Raw genomic sequence first — 17,809 nt, forward strand, 5'->3', positions numbered from 1 at the left:
GGTCCCGAGTACGAGGGGGGTCTCCCGAACGCGGGCTGACGTGAGCACCGGGGTGCGTGAGAACGGGGGCGGGGCGGGCCGCTGTTCGCGTACCCGCCCCGCAGGGTGGTCATGGCCAAGCCGCGCCCGTTGCCGTGGGTGCGGTCGTGGGCGCAGGTGTCAGAGGATCGAGCCGGGGGTGTAGCCGGCGGCGGCCGGGTGCTGCTTGACGATGTCCTCGATGCGACCCACGACAGCGGCGACCTGGTCGCCCGCGGCGCCGGTGAAGGACAGCTTGTCGGCCATCAGGGCGTCGAGCTGGGCGCGGTCCAGTGGGATGCGCTCGTCGGCGGCGAGCTTGTCCAGCAGCTCGTTGCGCTCGGCGCCCTGCTCGCGCATCGCGAGGGCGGAGGCGACCGCGTGCTCCTTGATGACCTCGTGGGCGACCTCGCGGCCGACCCCGGCGCGCACGGCGCCCATGAGGACCTTGGTGGTCGCCAGGAACGGCAGGTAGCGGTCCAGCTCACGGGCCACGACCGCCGGGAAGGCGCCGAACTCGTCGAGGACGGTCAGGAAGGTCTCCAGCAGGCCGTCGAAGGCGAAGAACGCGTCCGGCAGGGCCACGCGGCGCACCACGGAGCAGGAGACGTCGCCCTCGTTCCACTGGTCGCCGGCCAGCTCGGCGGTCATGGAGGCGTAGCCGCGCAGGATGACCATGAGGCCGTTCACGCGCTCGCAGGAGCGGGTGTTCATCTTGTGCGGCATCGCGGAGGAGCCGACCTGGCCGGGCTTGAAGCCCTCGGTGACCAGCTCGTGCCCGGCCATCAGCCGGATGGTCTTGGCGATCGAGGACGGGGCGGCGGCCAGCTGCACCAGGGCGGTGACCACGTCGTAGTCCAGCGAGCGCGGATAGACCTGACCGACGGAGGTGAAGGCGTGCGCGAAGCCCAGGTGGGCGGCGATCCGCTGCTCCAGGTCGGCGAGCTTGCCGGCATCTCCGCCGAGCAGGTCGAGCATGTCCTGCGCCGTGCCGACCGGGCCCTTGATCCCGCGCAGCGGGTAGCGGCCGAGGAGGTCCTCCAGGCGGCCGTAGGCGACGAGCAGCTCGTCGGCGGCGGTAGCGAAGCGCTTGCCGAGGGTGGTGGCCTGGGCGGCGACGTTGTGCGAGCGGCCGGCCATGACCAGCTCCGCGTGCTCGCCGGCCAGCTTGCCGAGGCGGGCGAGGACGGCGACCGTACGGTCGCGGGCCAGTTCCAGGGAGAGCCGGATCTGGAGCTGCTCGACGTTCTCGGTGAGGTCGCGGGAGGTCATGCCCTTGTGGACGTGCTCGTGCCCGGCGAGGGCGTTGAACTCCTCGATGCGGGCCTTGACGTCGTGCCGGGTGACCTTCTCGCGCTCGGCGATCGAGGCGAGGTCGACCTGCTCGAGGACGCGCTCGTAGTCGGCGAGGGCCTCTTCGGGGACCTCGATGCCGAGGTCCTTCTGGGCGCGCAGAACGGCGAGCCACAGCCGCCGCTCCAGCGTCACCTTGTACTCGGGGGACCACAGGACGGCGAGCTCCGGGGAGGCGTAGCGGCCGGCCAGGACATTGGGGATGCGGGGCTTGGCTGTCACGTCCAGCGATTCTACTTGCGTACGAGCTGTGCGTTTACGCAGGTCCGAGGGGCGGTCACCGTTGTGGCTTGCTACGAGTCCCAGGTCACGCGGGGGCGTACGGCAGCAGCTCCGGCCGCTTGGGTGCCCGGCCGTCCCCCGAGGACCGGCCCGTCAGCCGGCGCCCGATCCACGGCAGCAGGTGCTGACGCGCGAACCGCATGTCCTCGCGTCGGCGCACGGTCCAGCCCGGTACCAGTGCCGGCGGCAGCTCCGCCTGCCAGTCCTCGGCGGGTGGCAGGCCCAGGCGCTGCCAGACCGCCTCGGCCACCCGGCGGTGGCCTTCGTCGGTCAGGTGCAGTCGGTCCACGTCCCACAGCCGGGGATCGCCCAGCACCGGGGCACCGTACAGGTCCACGACCAGGGCGCCGTGGCGCGCGGCGAGTTCCTCGACCACGCCGAAGAGCTCCTCCATGCGCGGCCGGAACCGCTCCATGACGGGCCCGTTGCGGCCGGGGGAGCGCATCAGCACCAGGTGCTTGCAGGAGGGTGCCAGCTTCTCCACAGCCTCGGTGAGCCGGTCCCGTACGCGGGCCATGTCGACCTTGGGGCGCAGGGCGTCGTTGAGCCCGCCCACCAGGGTCACCACGTCGGCCCGCATGGCGGCCGCCGCGTCCACCTGCTCGTCCACGATCTGGCCGATCAGCTTGCCGCGGACGGCCAGGTTGGCGTAGCGGAAGCCCGGCTCGCGGGCCGCGAGGCGGCCGGCGAGCAGGTCGGCCCAGCCGCGGTAGGTGCCGTCCGGCAGCGCGTCGGACATTCCCTCGGTGAAGGAGTCGCCGATCGCGACGAAACTGGTGTAGGACGCATTCATCTCCATGGCGCCAGCGATGTTACCGCGCGGTCGCCCTCGCGCGCCGGGCGGTTGGCCGCCCGCCGGGCACGGCGGGCACCCACCGCCTCTTGCTCGGGCGCCCACTGCCCTCCTGCCTCGGGCGGCCACCGCCTCTTGCCTCGGGCGGCCCCTGCCTCTCGCCTCGGGCGGCCACCGCCTTTGGGCGCGAGCGGCCACTCCTGTCGGCCCCTGGCGGTCACTTCCAGCCCCGAGGCCTGCCGCCCCCCTCCGGCTTTCGGTGGCCGCCCTTCCTGGGCGGCGAGGGCGGGCCACCTTCTGCGTCCGGGCGGGCGGCCGGTCGTCCGGCCTGGGTAGGCGGTCGCCCCCTCGTTCTGGGGCCAGCCGCCCCTTTTGTGATCTTGGGCGGGTCCCCCTCGGTCTCGGGTGGTCGCTTCCTGTGGCTTCTGGCGGGCGCGGCTTCTGGCTGCGTGGGGCGGGGCATCTTCTGCGGCCGGGCGAGCGGTCGGTCCTCCGGCTGGTGCGGGCGTCCCTCTGGGGCCGGCTGCCCCCTCCTTCGCCTCGGGCGGCTCCCCTTTCGGCCTCGGGTGGTCGCTTCCTCCGGCCTCCGGCGGGCACGGCTTCTGGCGGGCGCGGCTTCTCCGTGTGCGCGGGCACCTTTGCGGCCGGGCGAGCGGTCCGTCCTCCGGCTGGTGCGGGGGTCCCCCTGGGGCCGGCTGCCCCCTCCCTCGCCTCGGGCGGCTCCCCTTTCGGCCTTGGGCGGTCACTTCCCGCGGCTTCTGGCGGGCACGGCTTCTGGCCGTGTGCGCGGGCAGCCCTGCGGCCGGGCGAGCGGCCGGTCCTCCGGCCGGTGCAGGGTTCCGCCTGGGGCCAGCTGCCCTCTGACCTCAGGCGGCTCCCCCTTCGGCCTCGGGTGGTCGCTTCCTGCCGCCTCTGGCGGGCACGGCCTTTGGCTGTGTGGGTGGGTCACCTTCTGGGGCCGGGCGGGCGGCCGGTCGTTCGGCCGGGTGGCGGTCACGTCATCCCACCGCGGGCGGCCGACGCCCCTGGCCTTGGGTGGCCTGTCCCCTCCGGCCGCGGGCGGCCGTACCTGCTGGCCTCGCGGGCGAGGTCCCTCTTGGCCAGCGAGCGGCGACCTCCTCCGGTCGTGGGCGGCCTCCGGGCCAGGACGAGCAGCTGCCCCTGCCCTTCGGGCAGGGGCGTGCCATCCCGTCCGGCGGCCTGGGTGGCCATGCCCCGGTCACCGGGCCGCGCGCTGCGGCGGCTGGGGCGGTTACCGTCCCTCGGTTCCGTCCCTCGGTTCGTGGGCGGCTGCCCTCCGGCCGCGTGGCCACCCCGTCCGGCCGCGGAAGCGGCAAGGCTCCTGGCCAGGGGGGCGCGCCCGCTGCGCCGCTGAGTTGCTGCCCTCGCCCTCGTAGCCGCCTGGCGGCCGCCCCTCCGGTCGTCCGGGCGGCCGCGCTCCGGCGAGGCGGGACGGCCGCTCGCGGGGCAGGGGTGGCTCAGCCGGGTGTGGGGCGGCCGAAGAGTTCGCGGAGCACGTCCTCCATGGTGACCAGCCCGGCCAGGGCCTCGTCCGCGCCCAGCACCGCCGCCAGGTGGGTCCGGCTGCGCCGCAGGGCGGTGAGGACGTCGTCCAGCGGTGTCTCGGCACGCACCTGCGCGATCGGCCGCAGCGCCGACAGCGGGAACGGCTCGTCCCGCGACGGTGCGTCCAGGGCGTCCTTGACGTGCAGGTATCCGAGGATCATGCGCTGTTCGTCGACCACCGGGAAGCGGGAGTACCCGGTCTCCGCCGAAAGCCGCTCCAGCTCGGCCGGCGTGAGACCGAACCGCGCCGAGACCACCCCGTGGGCGGGCAGCACCACGTCGGTGACCGGGCGGCGGCCCAGCTCCAGCGCGTCGTGCAGCCGCTCGCTGGCCCGGTCGTCGATGAGCCCGGCCTCGCTGGAGTCCTTCACGATCCGCGCCAGCTCGTCGTCCGAGAAGCTCGCGGAGACCTCGTCCTTGGCGTCCACCCGCAGCAGCCTCAGCAGGGTGTTGGCGAAGGCGTTGACCGCGAAGATCACCGGCTTGAGCGCCCGCGTCAGCGTCACCAGCGGCGGACCGAGGAGCAGCGCCGTGCGCACCGGTTCGGCCAGCGCCACGTTCTTCGGCAGCATCTCGCCGAACAGCATGTGCAGGTAGGTCGCGAGCGCCAGCGCCACCACGAACGAGATGGCGTGGGTCACCCCGCCCGGTACGCCGACGGCGTCCAGGAGCGGCGTCAGCAGGTGGGCGATGGCGGGCTCCGCCACCACGCCCAGCACCAGGGTGCACAGCGTGATGCCCAGCTGCGCCGCCGCCATCAGCGCGGACACGTGCTCCAGCCCCCACAGCACGCTGTGCGCGCGGCGGTCGCCCTTGTCGGCGTACGGCTCGATCTGGCTGCGCCGGACCGAGATGAGCGCGAACTCCGCGCCGACGAAGAAGGCGTTCACCACCAGCGTCGCCAGGCCGATCAGCAACTGCACGGCGGTCATCGCTGCTCCTCCCCCTTCAGGTCACCGGTGTTGCGCTCGTCCTCGGTCGGCGCGTGCAGCAGCACGCGCGCCGCCCGGTGTCCGGTGGCGTCCACCACGTCCAGCCGCCACCCGTCGAGCTCCAGCCGGTCCCCGACCTGGGGGATCCGCCCCAGCCGGGTGGCTATCAGCCCGGCCAGGGTCTCGTACGGGCCTTCCGGCACCCGCAGGCCGATCCGTTCCAGCTGGTCGGTGCGGGCCGCGCCGTCCGCGGAGTACAGATGGCGGCCGTGCGCGTCCGTGCCGGCCGACGCCAGGTCCGGCGTCTCGTGCGGGTCGTGCTCGTCGCGCACCTCGCCGACGACCTCCTCCACGATGTCCTCCAGCGTGGCCACGCCCGCCGTGCCGCCGTACTCGTCGATGACCACGGCCATCGTCCGGCCGCCGGAGAGCCGGTCCAGCAGCCGGTCCACGGTCAGCGACTCGGGGACCAGCAGCGGTTCGCGCAGCAGGCGCTGGACGGGGTAGCGGTGGCGTTCCTCGGCGGGCAGGGCCAGCACGTCCTTGATGTGGACCGTCCCGACGACGGTGTCCAGGTTGCCCCGGTAGACCGGGAAGCGGGACAGGCCGGTGGCCATGGTCGCGTTCGCCACGTCCTCGGCCGTCGTGGTCACGTCCAGCGCGGTCACCTGGACCCGGGGGGTCATCACGTTCTCCGCGGTCAGGTCGGCGAGGTTCAGGGTCCGCACGAACAGCTCGGCGGTGTCCTGCTCCAGCGCGCCCTGCCGGGCGGAGTGCCGGGCCAGCGCCACCAGCTCCTGCGGGCTGCGGGCGGAGGCCAGTTCCTCGGCCGGTTCCAGGCCCAGGCGCCGGACCATGTGGTTGGCGGTGCTGTTGAGGTGCCGGATGAACGGCTTGAAGGCGGTGCTGAAGGCCCGCTGCATGGTCGCGACGCGTTTGGCGATCGCCAGCGGGGAGGAGATCGCCCAGTTCTTGGGGACGAGCTCGCCGACGACCATGAGGACCACGGTCGACAGGACCGTCCCCAGGACCAGGGCGGTGGAGGAGGCGACGGCGGCGGACAGGCCGAGCGCCTCGAACGGGCCCTGCAGCAGGGCGGCGATCGACGGCTTGGCGATCATGCCGATGACCAGGCCGGTCACGGTGATCCCGAGCTGGGCGCCGGAGAGCTGGAACGTCAGGCTCCGGACGGCGGTCAGCGCGCTCTCGGCGCCGCGCTCACCCCGCTCGACGGCTCGTTCGAGCTCACTGCGCTCGACCGTGGTCAGGGAGAACTCGGCGGCGACGAAGGCGCCGCAGGCAAGGCAGAGCAGCAGCGCCACGAGGAGCAGGAGCACTTCGGTCATCGGTTCACCTCCGTCCCATGATCGGCCAGGAGGAGGGGAGTCGCGCGATGTCGGGTACTGGGAGGCTCGCCCATGGGCGGACGCTCACACCTTTCGTTTCCGGGGGCGGTCGGTTTCGGCGGCCCCCGTCGGGTCGGCGGCTCGGCCGGTACGGGGCCGGCCGGGAGGGCTGCGTCACACCAGGGTAAAGGATCGGCAAAGCGGGGGCCTCGGTCGAACGCCTGGTCGAGGCCTGTGTTTGGCTGCGGGGCATGATCGATCTGGAGATACGGACGGCCGCCGAGGCCGACGCGGAAGCCGTGCTGGCCTTCTGGAAGGAGGCCGCCGAGGGCACGTCCATCACGGACGACGTGGACGGGGTCACCCGGCTCGTCGGGCGTGACCCCGAGGCCCTGATCCTCGCGGAGTCCGGCGGACGACTGGTCGGCAGCGTGATCGCGGGCTACGACGGCTGGCGGTGCTCGCTGTACCGCCTCGCCGTCCACCCCGCGTACCGCCGGCAGGGCATCGCGACCGCCCTGCTCGACGCGGCCGAACGACGCTTCCGGGCGCTCGGCGGGCGGCGGGGGGACGCCATGGTGCTCGTGGAGAACGCGCGGGCCCAGCGGGCCTGGGCTGCGGCCGGCTACCGGCAGGAGGACCACTGGCGCCGCTGGGTCAAGCCCCTCGGCTAGACCGCCCGACCGAGCCCTGCCTGGCCCTGCCGTTGCCCGGCTCCGGCCCGGCCCGCGTCCGGCCCTGCCTGCCGTGGCCCGACTCGGCCCGAGCCCCCTGTCCTGCCGTGCCGTGGGCCCGCTCCGGCCGTGGCCCGACTCCGGCCGGGGCTCCGGGCTCCGGCCCCGCTTCGCTCATGCCTCCAGCCTTGGCCACGGCTCACCCTCGGGTTGGCCCCTGGCCCGAGCCTTGCCCTGTGCCTCGCTCCACGCCCGGGCCGGAGCCCCGCCCCCGTCGGCCCTGGTCCGCGGGGCCTTCCCGGGTCGACCTTGGGCCCGTTCGGGGCGCATGGGCCCGTTCGGGGGGGCGCATCAGGCCGCGGGGGTCGTCCCTTCGGGTGCTACCAGTCGTGGTCGCGGATTGCCGCGTCCAGTACGGCGCGCAGTCGGAGGGCGTCCGGGGCCAGGGCCGTGACGAGGACGGCGGGGCCGGCCAGAGGGGTGACGGCGGCCAGGTCGCCGAGCGGGCCGGCGGGCGGCGGGTGCTCGGCGAAGCGGGGGTCCACCACCAGGAGCTGGCCGAGCGCCCGGTGCCCGGCGAGGCCGGCCGGACCGTCCCAGCCGCCGGGGGCGCCCGGACCACAGGCCAGTTCCTGGTCCAGCAGGGGCCGGCCGCCCAGGGAGACGGTCAGCCGGCTGCGCAGCAGCCCCGGCTCTTCTCCGGCGCGGCCGAGGACCTGCTCCTCGCGCAGCAGCAGCCGGGCGGTGGGGGCCAGTTCGACGCGGGTGTGCACGCGCAGGTCGCTGCGGCGGACCGAGACCAGCGGCTCGGGCAGCCAGCGGAGGGCCGCGCCCTCGGCCAGGACGAGCCGGGTTCCGTAGCGGGCCGGGGCACCGTCGCGGCCGGGCAGGGCCAGGGTGGCGGCGGCCGAACCCACGGTGAGCCGGGCCCCGGGCCCGAGCTCCGCCTCGACGGCGAGGTGGTCGCCGCCGAGCGGCGCGCTCATGGCTCCGACCAGCGTGACCGAGGCGCCGCCCGCGCCCCCGGCCCCGGTGCTGCGGGTCCGGCGTAGGGCCAGCGGGCCCTCCCCGGCGAGCAACGGCAACGCGGTGCCACCGCGCCCGTCGGCCACGGCCCGGATCCGCGCGGTGGCCCGCAGCCCGGCCCCGGCCGCTGCCACGCCGGCCGCCGAAGCCGAAGCCGAAGCCGAAGTCGCGTCCGGACCCGGAGACGGAGCTGAAGACGGAGCCAAGACCGAGCGGCCGGGGGCGTGGGCGTGGGTGGCGCGGGCCTCCGTGGGGGCCGGGTGCGGGGTGATCGGGCGGCCGGAGGGGGACGCCGACGGCGACGGCGTCTCGGAGCGGTCTGCCCGTTCCGCCGTGGTGGGGGAGGTGCCGCCCCCCGCCCGGGCCGGGGCCCGAGACGTCGGCGCGGCCGGAACCGGTGACGTCGGGCCTACGGGCGCAGCCCCGGGCGTGGCCCGTGCGGTGGGGGCGGGGCGGGGTGGGGCGGTCACGCCGCGACCCAGGCAGCGATGCGCTCCCGGACCCAGCGGGCCACCGTGTGCACCCCGTCCTCCTCGCGCAGCGACTGGAAGACGACGGGCAGGCCGGCCCGCTGCTCCGCTGCGTCCCGGGCCATCCGGTCCAGGTCGGAGCCGACGTACGGGGCCAGGTCGGTCTTGTTCACGACCAGCAGGTCGGCCGTGGTGACGCCGGGGCCGCCCTTGCGCGGGATGTCGTCGCCGCCTGCGACGTCGATGACGAAGATCTGGGCGTCCACGAGGCCGCGCGAGAAGGTGGCGGTGAGGTTGTCGCCGCCGGACTCGACGAGGACCAGGTCCAGCGGGGCCTGCTCGCGGAACGCGTCCTCCAGTTCCTCGACCGCCTCCAGGTTGGCGGAGATGTCGTCGCGGATGGCGGTGTGCGGACAGGCTCCGGTCTCCACGGCGGCGATCCGCTCGGGCGGCAGCACGGCCTCGCGCAGCAGGAACTCGGCGTCCTCGCGGGTGTAGATGTCGTTGGTCACGACGGCCATGGAGTACTCGGCGCGCAACGCGCGGCAGAGCGCGGCGACCGTCGCGGTCTTGCCGGAACCGACGGGTCCGCCGAGGCCGATGCGCAGGGCGCGGCGCGAGCCGTCCGCGCGCCGCGGGGCGGCGCTGTGGGTGTGCCGGTGCGGGTACGTGACGGCGTGGTCGAGGTGCACGGGGGCTCCTTGGGTGCTGCGCGGGACGGGCGGTGGAGGGGAGGGGAGGGGGTGAAGGGGCGGGTGCCGGGTCGGGGGTGGTGGGGCGGTTCAGGAGGCGAACAGGCGGACCGGCCAGCTCGCGTGGGCCTCCGCCGAGATGTCCAGCAGGGGTGAGGACGCGGCGGGTAGCGCCGTCGGACCGTCCCGCCGGGCGGCCAGCGCGGCGGCCGCCGCTTCCTCGGCGACGGCGTCGAGGACCGGGGCGAGCCGGGCCAGCACCCCGCTCGCCTCGAACGGGTCCAGGCCCAGCAGCCGTACCGTGGCGGTCGCCGGACCACCGACGCTCTCGTACGCCGCCACGTGCGCGGCGTCCAGCGGTTGGAGCCCGGCTGCCCGGGCCGTGACGCCGAGAACCACCGGCTGGTGGGCCCCGCGCGGGAACGCGGCGGCCAGGGCTTCGAGTTCCGGCGCGGGCCAGGTCGCGCGGGCGGCCCGCAGCAGTTGCCGGCCCAGCCGCCGGGCCGCCGCCCGCAGGGCGGGCGACGGGGTGCGGGCGTCGGCGGCGGCGTCCAGCTCGACGGAGTCAAGGCCGAGGGCGGCGGCTGCCGCGAGGCCGGCCGCGACCAGCCCGGCGGTGTGCAGGCGGCCCCGGCAGAACGCCTCCAGGGACGCCGCGTCATGGATCCGCCCGGCCCGTACGGCGGCCTCGGCGCCACCGGAGTGTGCGTGGCCGCCGGCCGGGAACCGCCCGTCGGCCAGCACGAGCAGCGCGGCCCGGCTCACCTCCGACCACCCGCCCCGGCCATCGGCCGCCTGCCCGCAGCCTGTCCTCCCCACCGATCGGCGGCCGCCGACCGGCTGCCGCTGCCGGACCGACCTCCGGTGGCCGGTGCCGTGCCGGTGGCCGGCGTACCGCCGGTGCCCGACCTGCCGCGGGTGGCCGACGTACGGCCGGCCGTCGACCTGCCGCCGTTGCCGGACCGACCGCGAGCGGCCGCCGTACGGCCGGTCGCCGACCTGCCGCCGTTACCCGACCTGCCGCCGTTGCCCGACCGACCGCCGATGCCCGCCGTACCCCCGGAGGCCGACCGACCCCCGGCCGTGGCCCCGGTCGCAGCGTCCCCGCCCTTGGGCCCAGTCGAAGCCGCGGACCCGGCCGCAGCCGCCTCGGCCCTGGGCGCGGCCGAAGCCGCAACCCCTTCCGCCCTGGACCCGGTCGCAGCCGCAGCCCCTTCCGCCCGGGGCACGGCCGCAGCCGCAGCCGCAGCCGCCTCCGCCCCGGCCCCCGGCCCGCGCTCCGCGCAGGGGCCCGTCGCCCCGAGGCCTTCCGCTCCGTCCCGGCCGCCCCGCACAGCGGAGCGGTCCCCGATCACCACCACACCCACCACCACCTCAGAACAGGAAGTACCGCTGGGCCATGGGCAGGACCGTCGCCGGTGCCGGTTCCACCGGGGTGCCGTCGATGGTGACGGTGAAGGTGTCGGGGTCCACCTCGACGTGCGGGCGGGCCGTGTTGCCGCGCATGTCGTCCTTCGTGACGGTGCGGGTGTTCTCGATCGGGGTGAACTCCTTCGCCAGGCCGAGGCGTTCGGGCAGGCCGCTCTCCAGGGCCGCCGGGGCGGTGAAGTTCAGGGAGTTGTGGGACGCGGCGCGGCCCAGGGCGCCGAACATCGGTCGCGGCAGGACCGGCTGGGGCGTCGGGATCGAGGCGTTGGCGTCGCCCATCTGGGCGTAGGCGATCTGGCCGCCCTTGATCACCAGTTGGGGACGGACGCCGAAGAAGGCCGGGTCCCACAGGACGAGGTCGGCCAGTTTGCCGGGCTCCACCGAGCCGACCTCCCGGGCGAGCCCCTGTGCCACCGCCGGGTTGATCGTGTACTTGGCGACGTAGCGGCGGGCGCGGTGGTTGTCGGCGGGGCCGTCGCCCGGCAGGAAGCCCCGGCGCTGCTTCATCACGTGCGCGGTCTGCCAGGTGCGCAGCACCACCTCCCCGATCCGCCCCATGGCCTGGGAGTCGGAGGAGATGATCGAGATCGCTCCGAGGTCGTGCAGGACGTCCTCGGCCGCGATGGTCGAGGGCCGGATCCGGGACTCGGCGAAGGCCAGGTCCTCGGGCACGGCCGGGTTGAGGTGGTGGCAGACCATCAGCATGTCGAGGTGTTCCTCGACGGTGTTGACGGTGTGCGGACGGGTCGGGTTGGTGGAGCTGGGCAGGACGTGGGGCTCGGAGACCACGGTGATGATGTCCGGGGCGTGTCCGCCGCCCGCGCCCTCGGTGTGGTAGGCGTGGATGGTGCGCCCGCCGATGGCGGCGAGGGTGTCCGCCACGAACCCGGCCTCGTTGAGGGTGTCCGTGTGGATCGCCAGCTGCGCCCCGGTCTCCTCGCACACGCCGAGGCAGGCGTCGATCACGGCGGGGGTGGCCCCCCAGTCCTCATGGATCTTGAAGCCCAGCGCGCCTCCGCGCAGCTGCGCGTGCAGCGCGTCGCGGGACGTGGTGTTGCCCTTGCCCAGCAGGCCGATGTTCACGGGGTGGGCGTCCAGCGCCGCGAACATCCGGGCCAGGTGCCAGGACCCGGGCGTCACGGTGGTGGCCTTGGAGCCTTCGGCGGGCCCGGTGCCGCCGCCGACCAGGGTGGTGATCCCCGCGGCCAGGGCCTCGTCGAGCAGCGTCGGCGAGATGAAGTGGACGTGCGTGTCGATGGCGCCGGCCGTCAGGATCTTGCCGTTGCCGGCGATGATCTCGGTCTCCGGGCCGATGACCAGCTCCGGGTCCACCCCGTCCATCGTGTCGGGGTTGCCGGCCTTGCCGATGCCGCGGATCCGGCCGTCCCGGATGCCGACGTCCGCCTTGACCACGCCCCAGTGGTCGAGCACGACCACACCGGTGATCACGGTGTCGGGCGCGCCCTCGGCGCGGGTGGTGCGGGCCTGTCCCATCGATTCCCGGATCACCTTGCCGCCGCCGAACACCGCCTCGTCCCCGGCCCGTCCGGGGCCGCCGCTGCGGTCCTCCTCGATCTCGACGAAGAGGTCGGTGTCGGCGAGCCGGATGCGGTCGCCGGTGGTGGGGCCGAACAGGTCGGCGTACGTGCGCCGGTCGAGCTCAGCCATCGAGCGGACCTCCGGTCTCCCCGCGCAGCCCCGGGACGATGCGCAGCCCGGCCAGCGGGACGAGTTCCACCTCGACCGGGATCCCCGGCTCGAAGCGGACGGCGGTCCCGGCGGCGATGTTGAGCCGCTGCCCGCGCGCGGCGGGGCGATCGAAGTCGAGACCCGGGTTGGCCTCGGCGAAGTGGTAGTGGGAGCCGACCTGGACGGGCCGGTCGGCGGCGTTGAGCACGGTGAGCCGGGTGACGGTGCGGCCCGCGTTGAGCGGAACCGGATCGTCCGCGAAGTGGATCTCGCCGGGGATCATGAGACGTGGCCGGCCCTTCAGACGATCGGATCGTGGACGGTGACGAGCTTGGTGCCGTCCGGGAAGGTGGCCTCGACCTGGACGTCGTGGATCATCTCGGCAATGCCCTCCATCACCTCGTCGCGGGTGAGGACCTTGCGGCCCGACGCCATCAGTTGGGCGACGGTCCGGCCGTCGCGCGCGCCTTCGAGGACGTGGGCGGTGATCAGGGCCACGGCCTCGGGGTGGTTGAGCAGCACTCCGCGGGCCCGGCGCCGCTCGGCCACGTCCGCGGCGACGTGGATGAGCAGCCTTTCCTGCTCATGGGGGCTCAGTTGCACGTGTATCACCCAGCTTCCGGAAACGGGGTCGGGCCCCGGCGGGCATGACCCTAGCGGCGTTCAACACTCTGTTGACCTGCGCTTATCCATGCCGGACGGCTCCTTGACCAACGAGGAGCCGCCCTTTGACGTCCCGCCCACCAGCGCTTTACCGCCGCATGGGTGATCATTGACACTGGAGCGATCGGACCGGTCGATCCGATCGGAGCGATCGGATCGATCATGGCCCTGGGGCCGTCGGCGTCCCGTCACGCTAGGGCCGCCGTTTTTCCGGCGAGTTAATTCACGTTTCGGCCGGTGTCCCGGTTCACGCGTCCCGCGTGCCGCGCACCGCCCGATGTCCTTTGAGGAGAGCCGTGTTCAGCAACCCCGTCCGGCACATCACCTTCGACGCCCACGACCCTTACGCGGTGGCCCGGTTCTGGTCGGCCGTCACGGGCTTCCCGGTCCACCCCGACGACGAGGAGGGCGACGACGAGGTGCTGCTGGACCCGGGCCGGCCCGAGGTGCCCGGGCTGCTGTTCATCCGGGTACCGGAGGGCAAGACCGTCAAGAACCGGGTCCACCTGGACATCCAGCCGGTGACCGGGACGCGCGACGAGGAGGTCGAGCGGCTGACCGGGCTCGGCGCCCGGATCGTCGACGATCAGCGGCGCCCCGACGGCCTGGGCTGGGTGGTCCTGGCCGACCCCGAGGGCAACGAACTGTGCATCGAGCGCAGCACGTCGGAACGCGCCGCCGCCCAGGCCTGACGCCCGCCGCCCAGTCCTGACGCCCGCCACCCAGGCCTGAGCCCGCCGCCCAGGCCTGGCCCCGGCCGCCCGGTCAGCCGCGGGACGTCGAGGGGATCGCGCCCGCGCCCGCGACCGCGGTCCACGGCAGGGCGATCCAGACGGTCTTGCCGCCGTCCGCGGTGGGGCTGACGGAGAGCCGCCCGCCCGCCTCCGCGGTGAGCCAGCGGATGATCACCATCCCCCGGCCGTTGTCCTGCTGGACGGCGGCCGGGAGCCGGCGCGGCCAGCGCGGGTGGCTGTCGGTGACGCCGATGCGCAGGGTCTCCTCGCGTTCCAGGCGCAGGTCCACGGTGAAGGTGGGCGACTGCCCGAAGGTGTGCTGCACGGCGTTGGTGGCGAGTTCGGAGACGATCAGGCGGACCGAGTCCGCGGCGTCGGTCCCCTCGGCCAGTCCCCACTCTCCGAGGACCTCCGCGACGTACCGGCGGGCGGCGGCGACCGAGGCGGGATCGCTCGGCAGGGTGACGGAGGCTTCCTGGTGATCTGCCATGGCGCGGTCCCTTTCCCACCGGGTCGAATCGCCCCGGATCTGTGCTGACCGCCAGAGTGCCACCGACCGCGCCGCCGCTGCTGCCGTTCCCCCAAGATATGCATATATCTGTCGCTCGATGCGGTGAACTCTGCTACGGAAGACCGTATTTGCAGGGCAGACTGGTGCGATCTGTGCCGGTGGAAGGAGGCGGCATGCAGCACGGACCCGCGGTACGCCGGCGCAAGCTCGGCGAGGAACTGCGCGCGCTGCGCGACCGGTCCGGACTGACCAGCGGTGAGGCCGCCCGCATCGTGGGATGGCACCAGTCGAAAATCAGCCGGATCGAGACGGGCCGCAGTGGCGTGAAACCGGAGGACGTCCGCCTGCTGCTGGACGCCTACGGCGGCGTGGGCGACCAGCAACGCGCTCTGCTGGAGGCCCTGTCAGCCTCGGCCGCCGGCCCGGTCGACCTCGGGCGCGGCGGCCGCGAGTGGTGGCACGACTACCGGGGCCTGCTCCCGCAGGAGTACCGGGACTTCATCAGCCTGGAGGCGGGCGCCCGTTCGGCCCGCACCGTGGAGCTGTCGGTGGTGCCCGGACTCCTGCAGACCGCCGCCTACGCCCGGGCCGTGACCCGGGCGGCCCTGGGCGGACTGCCGGAACCCAAGGTCGACGCGCTGGTCGACGTACGGCTGGCCCGGCAGGCGGTGCTGCGGTCGGACCCGCCGCTGGAGCTGAGCGCGGTCCTGGACGAGGCGGTGCTGCGCCGGCAGATCGGCGGGCCGGGGGTGATGGCCGAGCAGCTGCGGCACCTGGTGGAGGTGGCGCGGCTGCCACAAGTGCGGCTCCAGGTCCTCCCGTTCAGCGTGGGAGGTCATCTCGGCCTGACCGGACCGTTCGTAATTTTCTCATTTCCGAACATCGCTGATCTGGATGTGGTGGTACTCGACCATTTGACGAGTAGCCTCTATCTGGAGCGGAAGGAAGACCTCGAGGCGTACAGCGCCGCGTTCCGCACCATCCAGGCGCACGCCCTCCCGCCCCACGACTCGTCGGAGCTCATCAGCGCAATCGCTGACGGCGCGTAAGGAGGCACCCCCGTGTCCGCAAACCCCCTACCCCCGGGCGGACTTGAGAACAGCGCGATCCGGTGGCGGCGCAGCAGCCGCAGCACCGGCATGAACAACTGCGTGGAGGCAGCCGTCCTGAGCGGCGGCCTGCTGGCCGTCCGCGACTCCAAGCGGACGGACGGCCCGGCCGTCCTGTTCACCGGCCCGGCCTGGGACGGCTTCCTCGCCTACGTACGGACGGACGCCGCCGCCTAGGCGCGCCGGGCGTCCGTGGCTCCGGACGGCGCGGTGGCCAGGATCGTCTCCACCGCCCGGGAGATCTCGTCCCCCGTGAGATCCCCCCGTGCGGTCAGCCGCAGCCGGGACACGCCGTCCGGTACGGACGGCGGCCGGAAGCACCCCACGGACAATCCCGCCCCACGGCAGTCGGCGGCCCAGCGCAGTGCCGCCGACGCCGAGGGGGCCCGCACCGACACCACGGCCGCGTCCGGCCGGGCCGCGGTCAGGCCGGACGCGGTCAGCCGCTCGTACAGGGCGGCGGCCACCTCCCGGGCGCGGCCCGCCCGTTCCGGTTCCCGCTCCAGCAGCCGCAGGCTCGCCAGCGCAGCCCCCGCGGCGGCCGGGGCGAGCCCGGTGTCGAAGATGAACGTGCGCGCCGTGTTGACCAGGTGGCGGATCACCTTCGCCGGGCCCAGCACCGCGCCGCCCTGGCTGCCCAGGGACTTCGAGAGCGTCAGCGTGGCGACCACCCCCGGTGCCCCCGCCAGGCCGGCGGCGTGCAGCGCGCCCCGGCCGCCCTCGCCCAGCACCCCCAGCCCGTGCGCGTCGTCGACCACCAGCGCCGCCCCGGCCGCCCGGCAGACCTCGGCGTGGGCGGTGAGCGGGGCGGCGTCGCCGTCCACCGAGAACACCGAGTCGGTGACCAGCAGCGCCCGGCCCTCGTGCCCGGCCAGCGTCTTGGCCACCGCGTCGGGGTCGGCGTGCGGGACGACGGCGGTCGAGGCCCGCGAGAGCCGGCAGCCGTCGACGATGGAGGCGTGGTTGCCGGCGTCGGAGACCACCAGGGTGCCCCGGTCGCTCAGCGCGGTGACCGCCGCCAGGTTCGCGGCGTACCCGGAGGAGAGCACCAGCGCCGCCTCGAAGCCGCAGAACCGCGCGAGCTCCCGCTCCAGTTCCGCGTGCAGCTCGGTGGTGCCGGTGACCAGCCGGGACCCGGTGGCCCCGGCGCCCCAGCGCTCGGCGGCCTCGCGGGCGCCGCGCACGGTCTCGGGGTGCCGCGACAGCCCCAGGTAGTCGTTGCTCGCGAGGTCCAGCAGCGGGGAGTCGGCCGGGCGCGGGCGCAGCGCGCGGACGAGTCCGGCCCGTTCCCGGGCCCGTTCCTCGTCGTCGATCCAGGCGAACACGTCGGCCGCTGCGTGCTGGGGCATCAGGTGGGGTCCTCGCGATTTGTCGGCTGTCCACAGACCCCCCAGACCCTAGCCGCCCGGGACCCGGGTGCCAGGTGTGGCGATACACACACTCCGTTCCGGCCATGTTGTGCGATCTCTCCTTGGCTGGGACTGGTGGTGTGGGAAAGGATCGCCCCCATGGACCTGCTGAACACCCTGGTGGACAAGGGGCTGCGGCGAGAGCTGCCGACCCGCGAAGAGGCGCTCGCCGTGCTGGCGACCTCCGACGACGAACTGCTCGACGTGGTGGCGGCGGCCGGCAAGGTGCGCCGCCACTGGTTCGGGCGCCGGGTCAAGCTGAACTACCTGGTCAACCTCAAGTCGGGACTGTGCCCGGAGGACTGCTCGTACTGCTCCCAGCGGCTGGGGTCGACGACCGGGATCCTCAAGTACACCTGGCTCAAGCCCGAGGAGGCCTCCGCGGCCGCCGCGGCGGGGGTCGCCGGCGGCGCCAAGCGGGTGTGCCTGGTGGCCAGCGGGCGCGGACCGACCGACCGCGACGTCGAGCGGGTCTCGAAGACCATCGCGGCGATCAAGGAGGACAACGAGGGCGTCGAGGTGTGCGCCTGCCTCGGCCTGCTCTCCGACGGCCAGGCCGAGCGGCTGCGCGAGGCCGGTGCGGACGCGTACAACCACAACCTCAACACGTCCGAGGGGACGTACGGGGAGATCACGACCACCCACACCTACGCGGACCGGGTCGACACGGTGCAGAAGGCGCACTCCGCCGGTCTGTCCGCCTGCTCCGGTCTGATCGCGGGCATGGGTGAGAGCGACGAGGACCTGGTCGACGTCGTCTACTCGCTGCGCGAGCTCGACCCCGACTCGGTGCCGGTCAACTTCCTGATCCCGTTCGAGGGCACCCCGCTGGCCAAGGAGTGGAACCTCACCCCCCAGCGCGCCCTGCGGATCCTGGCGATGGTGCGGTTCGTCTGCCCCGACGTCGAGGTCCGGCTCGCGGGCGGGCGCGAGGTGCACCTGCGCACGCTCCAGCCGCTGGCGCTGCACCTGGCCAACTCCATCTTCCTCGGTGACTACCTGACCAGTGAGGGCCAGGCGGGCCAGGCGGACCTCGACATGATCGCGGACGCCGGCTTCGAGGTGGAGGGCGCCGGTACGTCGACCCTGCCCGCGCACCGCTCCGACGCGGCCG

Annotated in this window: 17 protein-coding genes; 5 read left to right on the forward strand and 12 right to left on the reverse strand. The window is 74.3% G+C overall.

Annotation, left to right across the window (positions count from 1 at the left end; translation table 11 throughout):
* Positions 1-159: 159 nt before the first annotated feature.
* From purB to LG632_RS18805, 4 genes are all read right to left on the reverse strand, one after another.
* A complete protein-coding gene (gene purB / locus LG632_RS18790; protein ID WP_226728505.1) occupies positions 160-1,593 on the reverse strand; it encodes an adenylosuccinate lyase in 1,434 nt (477 codons plus the stop codon).
* Between the two features lie 85 nt (positions 1,594-1,678).
* On the reverse strand, positions 1,679-2,452 hold the full coding sequence (locus LG632_RS18795) for an SGNH/GDSL hydrolase family protein (protein ID WP_226728506.1): 774 nt from the start codon (positions 2,450-2,452) through the stop codon (positions 1,679-1,681).
* A 1,472-nt stretch (positions 2,453-3,924) separates the two neighbouring features.
* The gene (locus LG632_RS18800) at positions 3,925-4,944 is read right to left on the reverse strand and encodes a hemolysin family protein (RefSeq protein WP_226728507.1); all 1,020 of its coding nucleotides are present in this window, start codon (positions 4,942-4,944) and stop codon (positions 3,925-3,927) included.
* The gene (locus LG632_RS18805; RefSeq protein WP_226728508.1) at positions 4,941-6,290 is read right to left on the reverse strand and encodes a hemolysin family protein; all 1,350 of its coding nucleotides are present in this window, start codon (positions 6,288-6,290) and stop codon (positions 4,941-4,943) included. The genes LG632_RS18800 and LG632_RS18805 overlap by 4 nt, the downstream gene beginning before the upstream one ends.
* Positions 6,291-6,541: 251 nt before the next feature.
* On the opposite strand from LG632_RS18805, the gene LG632_RS18810 reads away from it, so the two are divergent.
* Complete coding sequence (locus tag LG632_RS18810) at positions 6,542-6,964, forward strand: GNAT family N-acetyltransferase (protein ID WP_226728509.1); 423 nt, start codon at positions 6,542-6,544, stop codon at positions 6,962-6,964.
* Between the two features lie 380 nt (positions 6,965-7,344).
* On the opposite strand, the gene LG632_RS18815 is transcribed toward LG632_RS18810, so the two are convergent.
* From LG632_RS18815 to LG632_RS18840, 6 genes are all read right to left on the reverse strand, one after another.
* On the reverse strand, positions 7,345-8,124 hold the full coding sequence (locus LG632_RS18815) for an urease accessory protein UreD (protein WP_226728510.1): 780 nt from the start codon (positions 8,122-8,124) through the stop codon (positions 7,345-7,347).
* Between the two features lie 332 nt (positions 8,125-8,456).
* Positions 8,457-9,152 carry an urease accessory protein UreG gene (gene ureG, locus LG632_RS18820; protein WP_226728511.1) on the reverse strand — a complete coding sequence of 232 codons (696 nt, stop codon included), beginning with the start codon at positions 9,150-9,152 and terminating at the stop codon, positions 8,457-8,459.
* 90 nt (positions 9,153-9,242) lie between these two features.
* Positions 9,243-9,917, reverse strand: coding sequence for an urease accessory protein UreF (locus LG632_RS18825; RefSeq protein ID WP_226728512.1), 675 nt, complete (start codon positions 9,915-9,917; stop codon positions 9,243-9,245).
* A 609-nt stretch (positions 9,918-10,526) separates the two neighbouring features.
* Entirely contained in the window at positions 10,527-12,248 is a 1,722-nt protein-coding gene (locus tag LG632_RS18830) for an urease subunit alpha (RefSeq protein ID WP_226728513.1), read from the reverse strand.
* A complete protein-coding gene (locus LG632_RS18835) occupies positions 12,241-12,552 on the reverse strand; it encodes an urease subunit beta (protein WP_226728514.1) in 312 nt (103 codons plus the stop codon). Before LG632_RS18835 ends, LG632_RS18830 begins: the two co-directional genes overlap by 8 nt.
* 17 nt (positions 12,553-12,569) lie before the next feature.
* Positions 12,570-12,872, reverse strand: coding sequence for an urease subunit gamma (locus LG632_RS18840; protein ID WP_226728521.1), 303 nt, complete (start codon positions 12,870-12,872; stop codon positions 12,570-12,572).
* Between the two features lie 356 nt (positions 12,873-13,228).
* Between LG632_RS18840 and LG632_RS18845 the strand changes: the two genes are divergently transcribed.
* Positions 13,229-13,624 (forward strand): VOC family protein, encoded by a 396-nt coding sequence (locus tag LG632_RS18845; RefSeq protein ID WP_226728515.1) that lies wholly within the window; start codon positions 13,229-13,231, stop codon positions 13,622-13,624.
* 73 nt (positions 13,625-13,697) lie between these two features.
* Here the strand turns inward: LG632_RS18845 and LG632_RS18850 are convergent, their stop codons facing one another.
* Positions 13,698-14,156 carry an ATP-binding protein gene (locus LG632_RS18850; protein WP_226728516.1) on the reverse strand — a complete coding sequence of 153 codons (459 nt, stop codon included), beginning with the start codon at positions 14,154-14,156 and terminating at the stop codon, positions 13,698-13,700.
* 194 nt (positions 14,157-14,350) lie between these two features.
* Here LG632_RS18850 and LG632_RS18855 point away from each other — a divergent pair, with 194 nt between their 5' ends.
* Together LG632_RS18855 and LG632_RS18860 are read left to right on the forward strand one after the other, a co-directional pair.
* On the forward strand, positions 14,351-15,226 hold the full coding sequence (locus LG632_RS18855; protein WP_226728517.1) for a helix-turn-helix domain-containing protein: 876 nt from the start codon (positions 14,351-14,353) through the stop codon (positions 15,224-15,226).
* A 12-nt stretch (positions 15,227-15,238) separates the two neighbouring features.
* Positions 15,239-15,463 carry a DUF397 domain-containing protein gene (locus LG632_RS18860; RefSeq protein WP_226728518.1) on the forward strand — a complete coding sequence of 75 codons (225 nt, stop codon included), beginning with the start codon at positions 15,239-15,241 and terminating at the stop codon, positions 15,461-15,463.
* On the opposite strand, the gene LG632_RS18865 is transcribed toward LG632_RS18860, so the two are convergent.
* Entirely contained in the window at positions 15,460-16,635 is a 1,176-nt protein-coding gene (locus LG632_RS18865) for an 8-amino-7-oxononanoate synthase (RefSeq protein WP_226728519.1), read from the reverse strand. The genes LG632_RS18860 and LG632_RS18865 overlap by 4 nt on opposite strands.
* Positions 16,636-16,794: 159 nt before the next feature.
* Between LG632_RS18865 and bioB the strand changes: the two genes are divergently transcribed.
* Positions 16,795-17,809: biotin synthase BioB (gene bioB, locus LG632_RS18870; RefSeq protein WP_226728520.1), on the forward strand; the 1,015-nt coding region annotated here is incomplete at its 3' end.

This window comes from Streptomyces antimicrobicus, assembly GCF_020532625.1.
Classification (GTDB): Bacteria; Actinomycetota; Actinomycetes; order Streptomycetales; family Streptomycetaceae; genus Streptomyces; species Streptomyces antimicrobicus.

Bases quoted from the DNA above. Each gene is read 5' to 3' on its own strand.
- LG632_RS18850 (WP_226728516.1), bottom strand. From the start codon at position 14,156: ATGGCAGATCACCAGGAAGCCTCCGTCACCCTGCCGAGCGATCCCGCC.
- LG632_RS18800 (WP_226728507.1), bottom strand. From the start codon at position 4,944: ATGACCGCCGTGCAGTTGCTGATCGGCCTGGCGACGCTGGTGGTGAAC.
- LG632_RS18810 (WP_226728509.1), top strand. From the start codon at position 6,542: ATGATCGATCTGGAGATACGGACGGCCGCCGAGGCCGACGCGGAAGCC.
- LG632_RS18855 (WP_226728517.1), top strand. From the start codon at position 14,351: ATGCAGCACGGACCCGCGGTACGCCGGCGCAAGCTCGGCGAGGAACTG.
- LG632_RS18835 (WP_226728514.1), bottom strand. From the start codon at position 12,552: ATGATCCCCGGCGAGATCCACTTCGCGGACGATCCGGTTCCGCTCAAC.
- LG632_RS18795 (WP_226728506.1), bottom strand. From the start codon at position 2,452: ATGGAGATGAATGCGTCCTACACCAGTTTCGTCGCGATCGGCGACTCC.
- LG632_RS18830 (WP_226728513.1), bottom strand. From the start codon at position 12,248: ATGGCTGAGCTCGACCGGCGCACGTACGCCGACCTGTTCGGCCCCACC.
- LG632_RS18805 (WP_226728508.1), bottom strand. From the start codon at position 6,290: ATGACCGAAGTGCTCCTGCTCCTCGTGGCGCTGCTGCTCTGCCTTGCC.
- LG632_RS18865 (WP_226728519.1), bottom strand. From the start codon at position 16,635: ATGCCCCAGCACGCAGCGGCCGACGTGTTCGCCTGGATCGACGACGAG.